Origin of the sequence: Roseateles sp. (assembly GCF_019237615.1) — a bacterium.
In the GTDB taxonomy this organism is placed as follows: Bacteria; Pseudomonadota; Gammaproteobacteria; order Burkholderiales; family Burkholderiaceae_C; genus Pelomonas.
Map to the genome: position 1 here is coordinate 1 of NZ_JAFAGT010000061.1, position 17,045 is coordinate 17,045.

General features: G+C 69.5%; 14 protein-coding genes and 1 pseudogene. 5 read left to right on the plus strand and 10 right to left on the minus strand.

Annotated elements, in window-relative coordinates; all coding sequences use genetic code 11:
• Positions 1–162: 162 nt before the first annotated feature.
• Positions 163–1,140: a GMP reductase gene (locus tag JOY88_RS12155; protein WP_293502730.1), complete on the minus strand. Its 978-nt coding sequence runs from the start codon at positions 1,138–1,140 to the stop codon at positions 163–165.
• Between the two features lie 155 nt (positions 1,141–1,295).
• Positions 1,296–2,603: a DUF3422 family protein gene (locus JOY88_RS12160; protein WP_293502732.1), complete on the minus strand. Its 1,308-nt coding sequence runs from the start codon at positions 2,601–2,603 to the stop codon at positions 1,296–1,298.
• Positions 2,604–2,690: 87 nt separating this feature from the next.
• On the opposite strand from JOY88_RS12160, the gene JOY88_RS12165 reads away from it, so the two are divergent.
• A complete protein-coding gene (locus JOY88_RS12165; protein ID WP_293502734.1) occupies positions 2,691–3,824 on the plus strand; it encodes a beta-ketoacyl-ACP synthase III in 1,134 nt (377 codons plus the stop codon).
• Between the two features lie 4 nt (positions 3,825–3,828).
• Here JOY88_RS12165 and JOY88_RS12170 read toward each other — a convergent pair whose 3' ends face one another.
• Both JOY88_RS12170 and JOY88_RS12175 read right to left on the minus strand, forming a co-directional pair.
• Positions 3,829–5,226, minus strand: a complete 1,398-nt coding sequence (locus tag JOY88_RS12170) for a sensor histidine kinase (RefSeq protein ID WP_293502736.1) — start codon at positions 5,224–5,226, stop codon at positions 3,829–3,831.
• Positions 5,223–5,888: a response regulator transcription factor gene (locus JOY88_RS12175; protein ID WP_293502738.1), complete on the minus strand. Its 666-nt coding sequence runs from the start codon at positions 5,886–5,888 to the stop codon at positions 5,223–5,225. The genes JOY88_RS12170 and JOY88_RS12175 overlap by 4 nt, the downstream gene beginning before the upstream one ends.
• A gap of 143 nt (positions 5,889–6,031) precedes the next feature.
• Between JOY88_RS12175 and sbcB the strand changes: the two genes are divergently transcribed.
• A complete protein-coding gene (sbcB, locus tag JOY88_RS12180) occupies positions 6,032–7,465 on the plus strand; it encodes an exodeoxyribonuclease I (protein WP_293502740.1) in 1,434 nt (477 codons plus the stop codon).
• A 2-nt stretch (positions 7,466–7,467) separates the two neighbouring features.
• On the opposite strand, the gene JOY88_RS12185 is transcribed toward sbcB, so the two are convergent.
• On the minus strand, positions 7,468–8,787 hold the full coding sequence (locus tag JOY88_RS12185; RefSeq protein WP_293502742.1) for an amidohydrolase family protein: 1,320 nt from the start codon (positions 8,785–8,787) through the stop codon (positions 7,468–7,470).
• Position 8,788: 1 nt separating this feature from the next.
• The gene (locus JOY88_RS12190; RefSeq protein ID WP_293502744.1) at positions 8,789–11,845 is read right to left on the minus strand and encodes an amidohydrolase family protein; all 3,057 of its coding nucleotides are present in this window, start codon (positions 11,843–11,845) and stop codon (positions 8,789–8,791) included.
• 131 nt (positions 11,846–11,976) lie between these two features.
• Here JOY88_RS12190 and JOY88_RS12195 point away from each other — a divergent pair, with 131 nt between their 5' ends.
• Positions 11,977–12,909: a GGDEF domain-containing protein gene (locus JOY88_RS12195; RefSeq protein ID WP_293502746.1), complete on the plus strand. Its 933-nt coding sequence runs from the start codon at positions 11,977–11,979 to the stop codon at positions 12,907–12,909.
• Between the two features lie 114 nt (positions 12,910–13,023).
• A complete protein-coding gene (locus JOY88_RS12200; RefSeq protein WP_293502748.1) occupies positions 13,024–13,296 on the plus strand; it encodes a flagellar basal body rod protein in 273 nt (90 codons plus the stop codon).
• 297 nt (positions 13,297–13,593) lie between these two features.
• Here the strand turns inward: JOY88_RS12200 and JOY88_RS12205 are convergent.
• The 3 genes and pseudogenes from JOY88_RS12205 to JOY88_RS12215 all read right to left on the minus strand — a co-directional run.
• Positions 13,594–13,815 (minus strand): annotated as a pseudogene (locus tag JOY88_RS12205) (exonuclease); the annotation flags it as partial.
• On the minus strand, positions 13,809–14,612 hold the full coding sequence (locus JOY88_RS12210; protein WP_293502750.1) for a hypothetical protein: 804 nt from the start codon (positions 14,610–14,612) through the stop codon (positions 13,809–13,811). The pseudogene JOY88_RS12205 and the gene JOY88_RS12210, both read right to left, overlap by 7 nt.
• The gene (locus JOY88_RS12215; RefSeq protein ID WP_293502752.1) at positions 14,612–14,968 is read right to left on the minus strand and encodes a hypothetical protein; all 357 of its coding nucleotides are present in this window, start codon (positions 14,966–14,968) and stop codon (positions 14,612–14,614) included. Before JOY88_RS12215 ends, JOY88_RS12210 begins: the two co-directional genes overlap by 1 nt.
• Positions 14,969–15,226: 258 nt before the next feature.
• Between JOY88_RS12215 and gdhA the strand changes: the two genes are divergently transcribed.
• Entirely contained in the window at positions 15,227–16,570 is a 1,344-nt protein-coding gene (gdhA, locus tag JOY88_RS12220; RefSeq protein ID WP_293502754.1) for an NADP-specific glutamate dehydrogenase, read from the plus strand.
• Between the two features lie 64 nt (positions 16,571–16,634).
• Here the strand turns inward: gdhA and JOY88_RS12225 are convergent, their stop codons facing one another.
• Positions 16,635–17,024, minus strand: a complete 390-nt coding sequence (locus JOY88_RS12225) for a ribbon-helix-helix domain-containing protein (RefSeq protein WP_293502756.1) — start codon at positions 17,022–17,024, stop codon at positions 16,635–16,637.
• Positions 17,025–17,045: the final 21 nt, after the last annotated feature.

The following is a 17,045-nucleotide window of genomic DNA, read 5'->3' on the forward strand; positions in this document are numbered from 1 at the left end:
AAGGCCCGCGGGGCGGCCCCTGTAGGCCCTGCGCCGACCCCGATCACCCGAATCCGCCAGCACATCGCGGGCAACTGCATCCCATGGCTCGCCGGCCACTCGGCTAACGGCAATCAAATGCTTCTCAGGCTCTGAGCCGAAGCGCCGGAGCGCTTGCCGGTGCTACATGAACAGGTGCTCGCCCGCGTTCTCGCCGCCGAGGATCACGTAGTTCACCTTCTTCAGGTCCGCAAGCTGCGTGCCGCCGGCATAGGAGATGGAGCTCTGCAGGTCCTCCTGCATCTCGCGCAGCGTGTCGCCTAACCTGCCCTTGACCGGCTCCAGGATGCGCTTGCCCTCCACGTGCCGGTACTCGCCCTTGTTGAAGTCCGACGCCGAGCCGTAGTACTCCTTGTAGAGCTTGCCGTCGACCTCCACCGTGGTGCCGGGAGACTCTTCATGGCCGGCGAACAGCGAGCCGATCATGACCATGCTGGCGCCGAAGCGCACGCTCTTGGCGATGTCGCCATGGTGGCGAATGCCGCCGTCGGCCACGATGGGCTTGGTGGCCACGCGCGAGCACCATTTCAGCGCCGACAGCTGCCAGCCGCCGGTGCCGAAGCCGGTATTGAGCCGCGTGATGCAGACCTTGCCCGGGCCCACGCCCACCTTGGTCGCGTCCGCGCCCCAGTTCTCCAGGTCGATGACGCCTTCGGGCGTGCCGACGTTGCCGGCGATGACGAAGGCCTCGGGCAGGCGCTGCTTGATGTGGGCGATCATGCGCTGCACGCTCTCGGCATGGCCATGGGCGATGTCGATGGTCAGATAGTCGGCGCCGACGCCCTCGGCGGCCAGCTGGTCGATGAGCTCGTAGTCGGCCGGCTTCACGCCCACGCTCAGCGACACGAGCAGGCCCTTGTCTCGCATGCCCTTGGCATAGGCGAGGCTGTCGAGGTCGAAGCGGTGCATCACGTAGAAGTAGCCCTCGCGGGCCAGCAACTCGGTGATGGGTTCGTCCACCACGGTCTTCATGTTGGCCGGCACCACTGGCAGCTTGAAGCGGTGCGGGCCGAACTGCACCGAGGTGTCGCAGTCGGAGCGGCTGTCCACGCGGCAGCGGCGCGGCAGCAGCAGGATGTTGTCGTAGTCGAAGATTTCCATGATTCAAGTTCGCAAGAGCGGCGTGCGTTGAGGCAGTGCACGACCTGGGCTGCGAGCGCTTGACTTGGCTCTGCCGGCTTCCTTCCGCTTTTCGAGCGGGCAAAAAAAACCGGACGCCAAAATTTGGGCCCGGTGATTGATTCTACGCGGCTGGCTCAATGCCCTAAAAAGCGGCGGTGAATCCGCCGCGTCGTCCACCAGACCCCAGCCAGCACGACGGGGATCGCCAGGCCTGCCGCCAGCTCCGGCGCCACTGGCAGCCAGCCCTCGGTCTTCAGCGCCTTGAAGCCGTACAGCAGCAGGCTGACGACGTAATAGGTGATGGCCGCCATCGACAGGCCTTCCACGGTGGCCTGCATGCGCAGCTGCGTCTGCTGGCCGTGGCCGAGCTGCGCCAGCAATTGCTGGTTCTGCGCCTCGGTCGCGATGTCGACGCGGGTGCGCAGCAGCGCGCTGGCACGCTCGATGCGCTGTGACAGGCCGGCCAGCCGCTGGGCCGTCGCGTTGACGGTGGCGATGGCCGGCGACAGGCGGCGCTGCATGAACTCGCCCAGCGTCTGCGTGCCGGCCACCTTGCCCTCGTGCAGCTCGTCGAGGCGGGCCTCGACGATGGCGTGGTAGGCCTGGGTCGCCGCGAAGCGGTACTGGTGCTCGGCCGTCGCATGCTCGACACGCGCGGCCGTGGAGATCAGGTCGTCCAGCAGTTCCGCCTCGGAGGCGCCGCGCTGCTCCAGCCGCGCGGTGACGCCGGCAAGCGTCGCCTCGGCCTCGGCCAGCGTGGCGCCCAGCGACTTGGCCGCCGGCAGGCCGCGCAGCGCCATCAGGCGGTAGGCCTCCAGCTCCAGCAGGCGCTGGCAGATGCGGCCGGCGCGGGTCTCGGGCGTGCCCGGCTCGGCCAGCACGACGATGTGCTCGAAGCCGGTGGCGCGCAGGCAGAAGTCGGTCACGACCAGCGAATGGCCGCCCATGGTCGACGCGACGACCGCATGCGCTCCGAACCAGTTGCGAGCCTCGGCCAGGGCGCTGGGCGCGAACGTCAGCGGCCGTTCGATCATGACGAGCTTGATGGCCGCGAAGGTGCGCCCGGGAATGCGGCCCAGCCAGTCCGGCGCCGCGCGCAGGGGCAGACCGTCCAGCGTCTGCGCGCTGGCCTCTGCGTCGGCCGGCAGCGGCTGCACCACGGAGTAGCGTGTGAACTCTGCGTGCCGCTCCCATTTCAGGAGGAACTCGCCGCAGCGCAGGCGCAGGAAGTTCGCGTTCAAGGCCTCCGGCGCGAGCTCATGCTGGCCCGGCAGCTGCCGCAGGTGGGCATGCTCGTCAGCGCGCGAGACGCCGTCGTTCAGAACCGCGATGTGGACGATGACGGCCGGCAGGCGGATGCGCGCCGGCGGCCGCGCGTGCACCTCGTTGTGCAGGGCCAGGCGCAGGGCGTCGTCGGGCGGGAGCGGGCTGTCTTCGTGCATAAGGGCTCCAGACTAGTGCTGAGTGAAGGCCGCAGCATGGCCCGATAAGATTTCAGCCTTCGTAGCTCAGCAGCGGCGGATTACTTTATGCAAGCTTCATTCCCGGCCGTGGTCATCAGCGGCACCGGCCTGTACCGGCCGCCGCACGTCATCACCAACGCCGAGCTGGTCGAGGCCTTCAACGCCTATGCCGATCGGCAGAACGCGCTGCATGCCGACGCCATCGCGGCCGGCGAGCGTGCCGCGCTGACGCATTCCAGCGTCGAGTTCATCGAGAAGGCCTCGGGCATCAGGCAGCGCTACGTCATCGAGAAGGAGGGCGTGCTGGACCCCGCCCGCATGTACCCGCGCTTCACGCCGCGTGGCGACGACGAGCTGTCGCTGATGGCCGAGATCGCCGTCGACGCCGCCCGCAAGGCGCTCGAACTGGCCGGCAAGAGCGGCGCCGACGTCGACGCCGTGCTCTGTTCCAGCGCCAACATGCAGCGGGCCTACCCGGCCATGGCCGTCGAGATCCAGCAGGCGCTGGGCGCCGGCGGCTACGGCTTCGACATGAACGTGGCCTGCTCGTCGGCCACCTTCGCGCTGGAGCAGGCCTTCAACGCGGTCCGCTCCGGCGCCTCCAAGTGCGTGCTGGTCGTCAATCCGGAGATCACGTCGGCCCACCTGGAGTGGCGCGACCGCGACTGCCACTTCATCTTCGGCGACGTCTGTACGGCCCTCGTCGTCGAGCGAGCCGACACGGCCACGGGGCCCGACCAGTGGGAGATCCTGGGCACCCAGCTTGCGACGCAGTTCAGCAGCAACATCCGCAACAACTTCGGCTTCATGAACCGCGCCGAGGACCGTGACCCGAATGCCCGTGACCTGACCTTCTACCAGGAGGGCCGCAAGGTCTTCAAGGAAGTGGTGCCCATGGCTGCCGCCCACATCGAGGCGCACTTGGCCAAGCTGGGCCTGGAGCCCACGCAGGCGAGCCGCTACTGGCTGCACCAGGCCAACCAGGGCATGAACCAGCTCGTCATCAAGAAGCTGGTCGGTGCCGACGCGGGCAGCGACGTCGCGCCGCTGATCCTGGACGAGTACGCCAACACGGCGTCGGCCGGCTCCATCATCGCCTTTCACGAGCACCACGCGGACCTGAAGGCAGGCGAGACGGGCGTCATCTGCTCGTTCGGCGCCGGCTACTCCATCGGCAGCATCGTCGTCAGGAAACGCTGAAACCTCAGTCGGCCACCCGGAAGGCGACACTGGCGCGCAGCCCCGGCGCGTCCACGGGGCCACCGCCGTCCTCGAGTCGAAACTCGGCCTGCATCAGGTCGGCATAGCGCTGCACGATGGCCAGGCCCAGGCCGGCGCCCAGGCGCTGGGCGTGGCCGTCCAGGCCCTGGCGCCAGCGGTTCGTCAGCAGCTCGCGCTGGGCCGCGTCTATGCCTGGCCCCTGGTCGCAGATGGTCAGCACTTGGTGCCCGTCGCGGTGCGCCAGCTCGATCCAGACGCGCCCGCCGCCCGCCCGGTGGCCGTAACGCAGCGCGTTGTCCAGTAGATTGACCAGCAGGCCGTCCACCAGCCCCGCATCCGCCCTGACCCAGGCGGGCTCGTCCAGCCCGCTGGCCTCCAGCTCGACACCGGCGCGGTCGGCCGCGGGCAGGCGGCGCAGCAGCTGGTCGCGCGCTGCGGCGGCCAGGTCCAGCCGCCGCAACTGGATGGCGGCGCCCGCCTCCTGGGCCAGCGCGATGGCCAGCAACTGATCCACCATGCGGCTGGCCCGCTGCTGGCTCAGCAGCACGGCGTGAAGCTGGTCGCGCCACTGCGCCGGGTCGCGCTGCGACAGGCCGTACTCGGCCAGCGCGCGTATGCCAGCCAGCGGCGTGCGCAGTTCATGGGCCACGTCGCCGGCGAACTCGCGCTGCGCCGCCACGCCCTGGGCCACGCGGCCCAGCAGTGCGTCGATGGCACCGGCCAGGCCGTGCACGTCGCGCGATGCGGCGCCCTCCAGCAGCGCACGCGGCAGCGGCGACAGGTCGGCCGCGTCGCGCGTCTCGACGAGTTCCTGCAGCCTGGACAGCGGCTGCAGATCGCGCGTGACGGCGCGGCGCAGCCACAGCATCAGGCCCAGCAGCAGCAGCACCTGCGGCACCACGGAGTAGGCGACCAGCCGGCGCAGCAGCGCGCGGCGGCTGGAAGTCGTCAACGCGACGACGATCTGCGCCGGCGGCGTGTCGCGGCTCAGCACGACGGCGCGCAATTCCTGGCCCTGGTAGCGCAGGTCCGTGTAGTGCGAGTCGCCGCCGTCGTCGGCCGGCTGCGCGCGCAGGCCGGCGTGGCCCGCGATGAGGCGCCCGTCGTGGCTGACGATGGAGAAGTAGACCTGCTCGCTCTGGTCGTAGAGCACGGTACGGATGTCGTTCTCGCTCATGTCCAGCACCCAGCGGCCGTCGCGCTGCGCGAGGTGGGCAGACAGCAGGTAGGCGTCGTCCAGCATCGAGCGGTCAAAGGCGCGCTGCGTGAAGTAGGACGCGATGCCCAGCGCCAGCGCCGAGCCCAGGCCCCAGGTCAGCAGCAGCGGCAGCGTGACGTGGCGGACGAGCCGGCTGCGCAGCGAGGCGCGCGCCGTGCTCACACGGCGGCCTCGATGAGGTAGCCCAGGCCGCGCAGCGTGCGGATCTCGGCCCCGCTGCCCTGCAGCTTCTTGCGCAGCCGGGAGATGAAGGCTTCCAGCGCATTGGCGGCCAGCAAGTCGTCGAAGCCCGAGAGCTTGTCCGACAGCGCCGCCTTGCTGACGACGCGGCCGGGCGGAGTCAGCAACTCGCACAGCACGGCGAACTCGCGCGCCGGCAGCGCGAGCGGCTCGCCGCCGACATACAGGCGCTGCGTGCGGCGGTCCAGGCTCAGGTCACCGACGCTGACGCGGTCGTCCAGGTCCAGCCGGCGGCGCACCAGCGCGCGCAGCCGCGCCTCGACCTCGGCGAGGTCGAAGGGCTTGCCGAGGTAGTCGTCGGCGCCGGCATCCAGGCCGGCGATGCGCTCCTCGGTGCGGTTGCGCGCCGTCAGCACCAGCACCGGCGTGCGGTCGCCACGGCCGCGGGCGTCGCGCAGCACCTGCAGCCCGTTGCCGTCGGGCAGGGACAGGTCCAGCAGCACGGCGTCGAATGCCTGCATGCGCCACAGCCAGCGCGCCTGCTCGACCGTGTCCGCCAGGTCCACGTGGTGGCCCTGGTCCGTCAGGCTGCGGCTGACGACGCGGCTGAGCGTGCCGTCATCCTCGACAAGCAGGATGCGCATGGGGTGACGGTAGCAAGCCTGGCTGTCCGCTGGGTGTCGGCGAGGTCAGCCTCCGGTCAGGCGCTTTGCGGCACCGGCGCGCGCCAGGCGGCTTGCCGGCCCTGGCGCCGGTGGCTGCGGTGGGCGTGGGTTATGGTGCGGGCATGAGCGACATGAGCTTTTTCTGGCACGACTACGAGACCTTCGGCCGCGTGCCGCGCCGTGACCGGCCCGCGCAGTTCGCCGGCCTGCGCACCGACGCCGAGTTGAACGAGATTGGCGAGCCGCTGATGCTGTACTGCCAGCCCTCGCCCGACTACCTGCCCGACCCCGAGGCCTGCCTGCTGACCGGCATCCTGCCCCAGCATTGCCAGCAGCGGGGCGTGCCCGAGCACGAGTTCGCTGCCGCCATCGAGACCGTGCTGGCCCTGCCGGGAACCGTCGGCGTGGGCTACAACTCCATCCGCTTCGACGACGAGGTCACGCGCCACCTGTTCTGGCGCAACCTCATCGATCCCTATGGCCGCGAATGGCAGAACGGCTGCGGCCGCTGGGACCTGCTGGACGTCGTGCGCTGTGCCTACGCGCTGCGGCCCGACGGTCTGGCCTGGCCCAGGCATGAGGACGGCCGCGCCAGCTTCAAGCTGGAACACCTGACCGTCGCCAACGGTGTCAGCCACGAGGCTGCGCACGACGCGCTGTCAGACGTGCGCGCCACCGTTGCACTGGCGCGCAAGCTGCGTCAGGCCCAGCCCAAGCTGTGGGACTTCTGTCTCAGGCTGCGCACCAAGCAGGCGGTGTGGGACGAGATCGGCGTCGGCAAGCCTTTTCTGCATGTGTCCGGCATGTACGGCCCGGAGCGCGGCTGCATCGCGATGGTCTGGCCGCTGGCACCGCACCCGACGAACAAGAACGAGCTGATCGTGTGGGACTGTTCGGTGTCGCCCGACGAGCTGCTGACGCTGAACGCCGAGGCCATACGCCGGCGCATGTTCACCAAGCAGGACGAACTGCCCGAAGGCGTGACGCGGCTGCCCATCAAGACCATCCACGTCAACAAAAGCCCCATCGTCATCGGCAACCTGAAGACGCTCAGCCCGGCCATGGCCCAGCGCTGGGGCCTCGACGTCGAGGCCCAGCTCGCCAACGCGCGGCTGCTGGCCGAGCGGGGGCGGCAGCTGGACGGCCTGTGGGGCGATGTCTTCCAGCGCGAGCCTTTCCCGCCGGCCGACGTGGACGAGGATCTCTACGGCGGTTTCATCGGCAACGAGGACCGCCGCGCGCTGAACCGCGTGCGCGCGACACCGCCGGAGCAACTCGCCGAGCGGGCGGCGCAGGGCAAGCTGGCTTTCCAGGACGGCCGGCTGGACGAGCTGGTGTTCCGCTGGCGCGCGCGCAACTTCCCGCAGGCGCTGTCGGCCGAGGAGACCGAGCGCTGGCAGGCCCATTGCGGCGCGCGGCTGCACGAAGGCGAGGGCGGCGCGCAAACGCTGGCCGCCTTCATGGAGCGCATCGACCAGTTGGGCGAGACGGCCGACGAGCGCGGCGAGGAGATCCTGTCGGCGCTGTACGACTACGCCGAGCAGATCGCACCCTAGGTTCAGCGCCTCATGTATTTGTCGCGCAGCGCCGTCTGCCGGTCGCTCAGCTCGACCTCGCGGCCCTGGATGAAGACGCGCTCAATGCGCGTCGCCGGCTCCAGCGGGTCGCCGTCCGAGACGAACAGGTTGGCGAGCTTGCCGACCTCGATGGAGCCGAGCCGGTCGGCGATGCCGAGGATCTGCGCCGGGTACAGCGTGACGGCCTTCAGCGCGTCGTCGTCGGACAGACCGAAGGCGCGCGCATGCGCGGCCTCGAAGGGCAGGTTGCGCGCATTCGTCGAATCCCGCCCGCCTTCGGCGATGCAGTAGCGCACGCCGGCCGCGGCCAGTCTGGCCGGCAGCGCGAAGAGGGCGTCGGGCGGGTCGTCGCGGCGCATCGGCAGGCGCAGCAAGCCGTTGATGATGACCGGCACGTCGCGCTCGCGCAGCGTGTCGGCCACGCGCCAGGCATCGGCGCCGCCGCTGATGATGAGCTTCAGGCCATGGCGGGCGGCGAAGTCCAGCGCGAAGCGGATCTGCGCGAGGTCGTCGGCATGCATGACGACCGGCCGGGCCGGCGCGGCGCCGGGCGCTGCGGGCAGGACCGGGCGCATTGCCTCCCAGCGCGTGTCGATGGGGGTGGCCGGGTCGGCGGCGCGGGCCAGCGCATAGGCCTTGGCCGACTCGAAGGCGTCGTCAAGCAGCTTGAGCCGGGCCTCGGTGGAGCGGCGGATCTCGGCCAGGCGCGCCTCGGGCTGCCCCGGGAAGAGTGCGCCGTTGAGCCGCAGCCGCGGCACGCTGATGTGCAGCCCCACCTCGGGCACCAGGGCCATGTCCTGCCAGTTCCAGCCTTCCAGCTGCAGCAGCGCCGAGGTGCCGGAGATCAGCCCCATGCGGCCGGGCTCGGGCACGGACAGGGCCGCCAGCACGCCACCGCCCCGCGTGACGGGCAGCAGCTCGCTGTCGGCATTGAAGGCGACGAGCGCGCGGGCATTGGGGTTGAGCGCGCCGGCCTCGGCGCTGTCCGTGGAAGCGTTGACCGAGCGGATCTCCGCCAGGCCCAGGTTGGTGTCGGCCGCGATCATGCCGGGGTAGACATGAAGGCCACCGAGGTCGATGGTCCGGGCGCCGGCCGGCGCGGCCAGCTCGGCCCCGCCGATCGCCAGGATCTTGCCGGCGTCGATGAGCAGGCTGCCATGGGCGATGGCCGGGCCGCTGACGGGGTGCAGCGTCGCGTTGCGCAGCAGCAGCGGTTCGCGTTGTGGCGGGGGCGGCGTGTTGGGCGTGGCTTGGGCGGCGAGGGCGGCGGCCAGCAGGGCGGTGATGAGTGCGAGCTTCATGTCAGAACATGTCCTGAGTGCATTCGTGCCAGGCGTCGCCGCCGAAGTAGCTCTGGCGGTCCCGGTTCATCTGGTGCAGCCAGCGCTGCAGCTCGAGCTGGTCCAGCGCTGCGGCGAGCGGCGTCGGCGGGCGGCCTTCCGGCGGTGCGGCGGCCTTGGCGCGCTCGGGCAGTGCCAGGGCCACGAGGCGGGCGCGCTCCGTGCGGTCACGCTCGCGCAGCCGCGCGTCCTCGCCCAGGTCGAAGTAGCGCCGGCCGTCGATCCAGGTCTGCTCGGCCTTGGCGGTGCTGGACAGGGGATGGGCGCTCCATATGACGAAGTCGGCGTCCTTGCCCACCTCCAGTGAGCCGACGCGCTGGTCGATGCGCAGTTGCCGGGCCGGGTTGAGGGTCACGAGCTTCAGCGCCTCCACCTCGCTCATGCCCCAGGCCTTGCCGCCATAGCGCAGTGCCTTGGCGGCTTCGGTGTTGAGGCGGCGCGCCAGTTCGTCGCTGTCCGAGTTGAAGCTGGTCAGCACGCCGGCCTTCTGCGTCATCGCGCCGTTGTAGGGGATGGCGTCTTGCACCTCGACCTTGTAGCCCCACCAGTCCGAGAAGCCCGAGGCGCCCGCGCCCAGCGCGGCGATCTCGGGAGCGACCTTGTAGGCCTCCAGCACGTGCTGGAAGGTGGCGACCTCCAGGCCGAACTCCCTGGCCAGCGCGGCGAACATCAGGATCTCGTCGGCGCGGTAGCTGTGGATGTGGATGACGCGCTGTTTCTCCAGCAGCTCGACCAGGGTCTCCATCTGCAGGTCGCGGCGGGTGTTCGGGTCCGCCTTGCGCTGCTCGCGGTAGCGCTGCGCGGCCAGGAAGGCGTCGCGCATGACCTGTTCGACGCCCATGCGCGTGGCCGGGTAGCGCGGGTCGCCGTCGACGGCGGGGAAGTTGGCGCGCTTGACGTTCTCGCCCAGCGCGAACTTGATGCCGGGCCGGGCGCCCGCGAACTTCAGCGCCTCGGCGTCCTGGCCCCAGCGCAGCTTGATGACCTGGTTCTGGCCGCCGATGGCATTGGCCGAGCCGTGCAGCAGGTTGGCGCTGGTCACGCCGCCAGCGAGCTGGCGGTAGAGGCTGATGTCGGTCGGGTCGATGACGTCGGCCACGCGGACCTCGGCGGTGACCGAATGCGCGAACTCGTTGATGCCGCGGTGGATGGCGGTGTGCGAGTGGGCGTCGATGAGGCCGGGCGTCAGGTGCTTGCCGGCCGCGTCGATGACGACGGCGCCAGCCGGTGCCGTGAGGCCTTTGCCGATGGCGGCGATGCGGCCGTCGCGCACCAGAAGGTCGGTGGCTTCAAGCCTGCCGGCGGCGGCGCTGGTCCAGAGTGAAGCGTTGCGCACCAGGACGGCGGCTGGGCGGTCGGGCGGCGAGACCCGGCCGAACACGCCGGCGGGGAAGGTGGCCGGCGAGGGCGCCGCGGCGGGCGCGGGCTGGGGGGCGGGCGGATCGAAGGGTGCGACGCGCTTCGCCGTCCAGGCCTGCGTGCGGCCGTCGGCCAGCGTCAGCGCACCGCTCAGCACCTGGCCGCGGCCTTCCAGGCGCAGGCTGGCGCCGCCGTCGCAGGGCCAGCGCAGCAGCAGTTCGCGGCCGCGCTGCTGCAGTTCGCAGGCCTTGCCATCGACCCGCAGCGTCGGCTTGGCGCGCGTGCCGTCGAACTGCCAGCTCTGCTCGGCGCCACCGGCGGGAGTCACCGCCCAGCGGCCGCGCACGTCGAAGCGCTCCCAGGCCTCGGTCGGCAGCGGCTGGCCGTCGACGAAGGCGATCTCGATTTCGGCCTGCTCGCTGGTGAACAGGTCGGCACTGGCGACGACGACGTGGGCCAGTTGGCCCGGCGCCAGGCGGCCCAGGCGCGGCTGGCCAAGCAGCCGGGCCGGCGTCGTCGTCAGCGCCGCCAGCGCCGCCTCGGGCGGCAGGCCGCGCTGCACGGCCTGCCGCAGCCGTGGCCAGAACTCCTTCCTCAGGTCCTTGAGCCCCTGCGTCGAGATGGCGAACTCGACGCCCGCCGCCTGCAGCGCCGCTGCGTTGCCGGGCGCACGTTCCCAGTGCTGCAGCAGCTGCAGCGGCACGTCCAGCGCGCTCTCGGGCTGCTCGACCTCCGGCGCGGCCGGGTAGGCCAGCGGCAGGATGACGGGCAGGCCCAATGCCTTCAGCTGTGTCGCCTTGCGGTATTCGTGGCCGGTTCCCTGGGCGATGACCTTGAGGCCGAACTCGTCGCGCAGGCTGGCGATGCGGGCCAGGTCTTCCTCGTCCAGTGCCTCGTGGATGACCGGCTGCCTGCCGCCCAGCGCCGGTGCGAGCGCGGCCAGGCCGGCATTGAACTCGCGCCGCTCGCCCGCTGGCGCCGGCCCGGCAGCCCAGCGCGCATTCAGCAGCGTCTGGCGCTCCAGCGCGATGCTGCCCATCAGCGAGGTCGGGTAGCCCAACGCGGTCGGGCGGGCGCCGGCTTCGAAATCGAAGCTGTTGTACTCGTGGGCCAGGTGCTGGGCCACGTCGGCCGCGAGCACGAGGCCGCGCGCATCGGCGTGGTCGCGCAGGCTGATCAGCGCACTCTGGCCGCGGAACACCGCGCCGGCCGGCGGCAGCGACAGCGCCGTCGTGAAGCCTTGCTCGCGCGCGGCGCGCAGATCGTCGGGCCTGAGGTCCAGCGCCGCGGCCTGGCGGTACTCGCTGCGCACCCAGCGCCGGCCCGGCGTCAGGCCCTGGCCGCGCGGTGGCTCGACGCGACCCTGGCCGAGGCTGCTGGCCGCGTCGATGAAGCCGGCGTAGACGGTGCGGCCCGCGAGCTGCCAGACCTTGGCGCCGGCCGGCGGTTTCACGCCGGCGCCTACGGCGACGATGACGCCGTCCTTCATGACCAGCGTGCCGTTCTCGACGACCTGGCCCGGTGCGAGCACCAGCCGTGCGCCGGTCAGCGCGTGCCAGCGCGGCGTCGCGTCGCGCAGGCCCTGAGGGATTTCGCTAGGCTGCTGGGCTTGGGCGAAACCGGCCAGCAGGGCGAAAAGACAAGCGGGGAGCGAGCGCATCGTGGCGTCTTGTCGTGGCGCCGCGTTGCGGCAAGGAGCCGGACTCTAACCCCGTGATGTGCGTCATGGTCGAAAGTCAGCAGTCCTGCGATAGTCGGGCTCTGGAGCCAGAGCTTGACCCGGAGATACCCATGAGCAGCGCCCCCCACGTCCGCAGCGAGGACATCACCGCCGCCCGCCTGCGGGCCCTGCTGGTGCGCGCGCCGACGGCCGTCGCCTTTGTCAACGGCCAGCGTTTCGAGATCGTCAGCGAGGAGTTCAACCACCTCTTCGGATTTGGCGACGACAGCGACCTGACCGGCCAGGACACACGCGTGGTCCACACGACCGACCTGGCCCATACCGCCCTGCACGAGCGTGCCGCCGCGGCCTTCGCGGTCGGCCGGCCGCTGGACGAGGAGATCGAGTACGTGAAGCGCGACGGTCACCGCTTCTGGGGCCGGCTGCAGGCCACGCCCGTGCATTGGGAGGCCCCGGCCGGGGAGGTGCTGTGGGTCGTGGCGGACGTGACGGCCGCCCGCGCCCAGCGCCTGCAGCCGACCTGGACGGCCAAGCATGACACGGTCACGGAGCTGACCAACCGGCGCGAGTTCGAGCGCCGCCTGGCCGAGCATGTCGGCAGCCGCCGCGGCGAGCCGGTATCGATGCTGTGGCTGGACGTCGACCGGTTCGGCGAGGTCATCAAGAGCATGGGTGCCGAGGTGGGCGACCATTTCCTTTACGGCCTGGGCCAGATGCTGATCGGCAAGGTGCGCGCCTCCGACCTTGTCGCGCGGCTGGAGGACGACCATTTCGCCATCCTGTTGCCCGACTGCGACCAGCACTACGCGCAGATCATTGCCGAGAAGGTGCGCGCCGCCGTTGCCGCCTACCGGCTGCGCTGGGGCCTGCACCGCACTCGGGTCAAGGCGTCACTGGGCGTCGTGCAGATCCAGCCGACGCTGGCGACCGTGGACGCCGTGCTGGGCGCCGGCGCGCTGGCCTGCACCGAGGCCAAGGCGGCGGGCGGCGACAGCGTGCGGGTCTTCGTGTCCGCCGGCGGCTACGAGGAGCTGGCGGGCTGATTTCACGCTTTGCGGCGGCGCGGTCCGCGGAAATGAGGGGTTTTTTGCCAAATGTTCTAAAGTTCGCTGCGGCGTGGTCGATGTAGCAGTCGAAGCGCCTCAAGCGGAACACCCATGACCGTCGCCTTCTCCACCGCCCTGTCCGGCATTTCGTCCGCGAACGAGCGCCTGCGCGCGTCGGCGGCCAACATCGCGAACCTGGCGACCAGCAATCAGGCCCGCCTCAGCCCCGAGCCGACGAACGTCGACCAGGTGCCCGAGCGCGAGATCAACCCGGCCAACGAGGTTGTCGAGCAGCAGTCGGCGGCCTACGCCTTCGTCGCGAACCTGAAGGTGCTGCAGACGCAGATCAACACCACCGGCGCGCTGCTGGACATCAAGGCCTGAGCCGGATCCATCCCCTGTGCGAGCGGCCCTGAGGAAACTCGGGCCGCTTTTTTGCGCAGAGCCGGTCATCAGGCGGTCGCCTTCTGCTGCGCAAGGCAACTACACGTCGCCGGTCGCAATCAGCAAGGGCAGGCAGCCAGTTCTCGCGCCGCAATAGACGGTGCTGCGGAACCGCATGCGGAGGGGGCAAGCGACCGTGTCAAGCCTTCTCTGGAGCGTTTGACGCTGGCCTTGGCGCCAGACACCGGCTGGTTGCGCCAACAGCGCAGGGGTGTCCGGGGAGAACCAATCCCGCCGTCACGCGCCGTGGTTCGCCTTCAGCATGTTGCAGAACAGTGCGCCCTGCGCGATGGCATCGTCGAGCGCCACGTGGGTATGGGGCAGCTTGTCAAACCAGCTGCCGGGCATGTTTCGCTTGGTGCTGTCGCGATAGCCCGTCTTCAGGACCGCCATGGCGTAGGTCTTCATGTCGAGCGCCGAGTGGCTGAACGGGCTCTCCCCCACGAACCGCATCAGGTAACCGCGCCGCTCTCGTCGACAGTAACCGTTTCGCCCACCGCCAAGGTGTCGACACGCAACACCGATCGGGGCCAGACCACATGCTTTCCTCGGCCAACGGATTGGATGATTTCAGTGTCCGACATGGCGACGACGGGTCCGATGCATTGGCCTTTTCCGGGGGCAGCGTCCCACACCGTGGCGAGCGCGTCGCTTCGCAGCGCGCCTCGCCAATCGGAGCCTTTGGGATTCTTCTCCGCAGCTTGGTCGAGCTTGAAGTCAGCCCGAAAGTGCGGACGATTGGCCTGGATCTGGGTACGCACCTCGGCTGCACTCCGAATCAAGCCTTGCTGCTCAAGGCCATCCAACCAGGCCGAAGTCGACAGCAGATGGACGTTGCCGGGCACAGCATAGGCATTCGTCGCAAACCAATCGTCTTCGACAAGAACGAGGGTCGGATCACCCGGGTTGACGGTGCGCAGCGACATCACGAAATTGGTGATCGATAGCTCGCCAATGTCCTTTGACAGGGCTGCCGGCAGTCCGGCCTGTTCTAGGCGTCTCAAGTCCGCGAGGGCAAGCGAGCCAATCGTCGTTGGGAGCACCTCAATCCGATGCGCTTGCTCATGGAGAAACTGACGGATTGCATTCGCGTCCGGCAGGTCGGCCGCGCGGTGGGTCGCCTCGTACTCGACCACATCAGTCAGCACGATCCGAACATCGGCCTTGAAGGCCAGCAGCAGCTCGAGCGCTTGACCATGGGCCAGCGAGATCAGCGGTCCCGTGTCCGGCAGGACGATCCTGATGCGGGAGCTCATTACGTGCCTGGCTCGGTCGCCTTCAACACTGCCACCATCTGGGCTGCCATCTTCTGGCGAGTACTCAGCGGCACAAGGGGATGTGGGAGGTGAGCGGCGTTGAGCATCGAAAGCAGCGCGCCGTAGTCATCCAGCCCCAGAGCCTGCATCGCCATCGCGCGGGGGATGCGACCGAGCGAGTAGTCAATCAGCGCCTGCATAACCCCCGACGCCCCACTCGCGGACAAGTCCGCTTCAACAGCCACTTGATGCTCGAGCGCTGATCGAACCAGGGCGGTCACCGACGTGCCGTGGCGGGCAGCCACGGACTTCGCAGCACCCACGAGTTCGTCGTCAAGGGAGAAGGTGACGTTCATGCCCCATGGTAGCGGGCTCACGCATTCTCGTGTGCAAGTTTCGGTGCGTGCCGCAGGGAGCCTATCCACCCGGAAAAGTTCAGGCTTGAATGAACAAAGTTCAGAGATGAATGGTTTTCGACATCGTTTCCCGGCGACGCCTATTTCTGGTGCGAAACCGGGGTTGGTCACCCAAGATGGTGCATGGGGTCATGTGTTTTTAACATGGCGGGCTGTTGTGGCGGCGTCCAGCCACTCCTGTCCCGAGAGCTGCTTTCCATGAAATACGCGTCCCTAGGTCAATTCCTCGAGCATGTCGCCCAGCGCAATCCCGGCCAGCCCGAGTACATGCAGGCGGTGACCGAGGTCATGGAAAGCCTGTGGCCCTTCATCGAGGCGCATCCGCGCTATGCGGAGCAGGGCCTGCTGGACCGCCTGGTGGAGCCGGAGCGCATAGTGATGTTCCGAGTTTCCTGGTTCGATGACCATGGCAACGTGCACGTCAATCGCGGCTACCGCATCCAGCACAGCATGGCCATCGGCCCCTACAAGGGTGGTCTGCGCTTCCATCCGTCGGTGAATCTGTCGGTGCTGAAGTTCCTGGCCTTCGAGCAGACCTTCAAGAACGCACTGACCACGCTGCCCATGGGCGGCGGCAAGGGCGGCTCGGACTTCGACCCCAAGGGCAAGAGCCCGACCGAGGTCATGCGCTTCTGCCAGGCCTTCGCGACCGAGCTGTTCCGGCATGTCGGCCCCGACACGGACGTGCCGGCCGGCGACATCGGCGTGGGCGGCCGCGAGGTGGGCTTCATGGCCGGCATGGTCAAGAAGCTGACCAACAGCGCCGCCAGCGTGTTCACCGGCAAGGGCCTGAGCTTCGGCGGCTCGCTCATCCGTCCCGAGGCGACGGGCTACGGCACGGTGTACTTTGCGCAGGAGATGCTCAAGACCCGCGGCCGTTCGTTCGAGGGGCTGCGCGTATCGGTGTCCGGCTCGGGCAACGTGGCGCAGTACGCAGTCGAGAAGGCGATGCAGCTGGGCGCCAAGGTGGTCACCGTGTCCGACTCCAGCGGCACGGTCATCGACGAGGCCGGCTTCACGCCGGAGAAGCTGGCCATCCTGATGGACGTGAAGAACCACCACTACGGCCGCGTGGGCGACTACGCGCGTCGCGCCGATGCGCATTTCGAGGCCGGTATGCGCCCCTGGCATGTGCCGGTGGACGTGGCGCTGCCCTGCGCCACGCAGAACGAGCTGGACGCCCAGGATGCGGCAACGCTGATCAGGAACGGCGTGCTGTGCGTGGCCGAGGGCGCCAACATGCCCTCGACCATCGAGGCCGCCAAGGCCTTCGAGGCGGCGGGCGTGCTCTACGCGCCCGGCAAGGCCAGCAATGCCGGCGGCGTGGCCACATCAGGCCTGGAGATGAGCCAGAACGCGATGCGGCTGTCGTGGACGCGCGAAGAGGTGGACGCGCGGCTGCTGCTGATCATGCAGGGCATCCACGCCGCCTGCCTGAAGCACGGCGCCCGTGCCGATGGCAGCGTCAGCTACATCGACGGCGCCAACGTGGCCGGCTTCGTGAAGGTGGCCGACGCCATGCTGGCCCAGGGCGTGGTGTGAGCGAAGCGCCCCCGGGGCGCTCCGTGTGACCAGCAAGCAGGGGCCGTGAGGCCCCTGAATGTTTTCAGGCGTCGGCGCGTGGCAGTTCCACGCGGCCCGGCGTGCGTACCCAGCCGGGCGGCAGGTCCGCCAGCACGGCGGCGGGGTCCAGCGAGCGTATGGGCACGTTCAGGTCTGCCGGGATGCGCTGGCGCGCAAGCAGCGCCATGTAGCGCAGCGCGGACACGCGCAGGAAGGACGCGAAGTTGCCCACCGCGCCGCGCGCCTGCACCAGCTCGTCGTACAGCTTCTCGATCAGCTGCGTGACGCTCATGCCGTCGCGCGCGGCGATCTCGTCCAGCACCTCCCAGTGCAGGTTCTCCAGCCGGATGCTGGTGACCACGCCATGCAGGCGCACCGAGCGCGTGCGCGACTCGTAGGACTCTGGGCTGGCGCTGATGAAGACCTGGCACATGGGACACCTCCTGGCGGCATT

Bases quoted from the DNA above. Each gene is read 5' to 3' on its own strand.
- JOY88_RS12185 (WP_293502742.1), bottom strand. From the start codon at position 8,787: ATGAAGCTCGCACTCATCACCGCCCTGCTGGCCGCCGCCCTCGCCGCC.
- JOY88_RS12160 (WP_293502732.1), bottom strand. From the start codon at position 2,603: ATGCACGAAGACAGCCCGCTCCCGCCCGACGACGCCCTGCGCCTGGCC.
- gdhA (WP_293502754.1), top strand. From the start codon at position 15,227: ATGAAATACGCGTCCCTAGGTCAATTCCTCGAGCATGTCGCCCAGCGC.
- JOY88_RS12215 (WP_293502752.1), bottom strand. From the start codon at position 14,968: ATGAACGTCACCTTCTCCCTTGACGACGAACTCGTGGGTGCTGCGAAG.
- JOY88_RS12200 (WP_293502748.1), top strand. From the start codon at position 13,024: ATGACCGTCGCCTTCTCCACCGCCCTGTCCGGCATTTCGTCCGCGAAC.
- sbcB (WP_293502740.1), top strand. From the start codon at position 6,032: ATGAGCGACATGAGCTTTTTCTGGCACGACTACGAGACCTTCGGCCGC.
- JOY88_RS12190 (WP_293502744.1), bottom strand. From the start codon at position 11,845: ATGCGCTCGCTCCCCGCTTGTCTTTTCGCCCTGCTGGCCGGTTTCGCC.
- JOY88_RS12165 (WP_293502734.1), top strand. From the start codon at position 2,691: ATGCAAGCTTCATTCCCGGCCGTGGTCATCAGCGGCACCGGCCTGTAC.
- JOY88_RS12210 (WP_293502750.1), bottom strand. From the start codon at position 14,612: ATGAGCTCCCGCATCAGGATCGTCCTGCCGGACACGGGACCGCTGATC.
- JOY88_RS12195 (WP_293502746.1), top strand. From the start codon at position 11,977: ATGAGCAGCGCCCCCCACGTCCGCAGCGAGGACATCACCGCCGCCCGC.
- JOY88_RS12155 (WP_293502730.1), bottom strand. From the start codon at position 1,140: ATGGAAATCTTCGACTACGACAACATCCTGCTGCTGCCGCGCCGCTGC.
- JOY88_RS12175 (WP_293502738.1), bottom strand. From the start codon at position 5,888: ATGCGCATCCTGCTTGTCGAGGATGACGGCACGCTCAGCCGCGTCGTC.
- JOY88_RS12225 (WP_293502756.1), bottom strand. From the start codon at position 17,024: ATGTGCCAGGTCTTCATCAGCGCCAGCCCAGAGTCCTACGAGTCGCGC.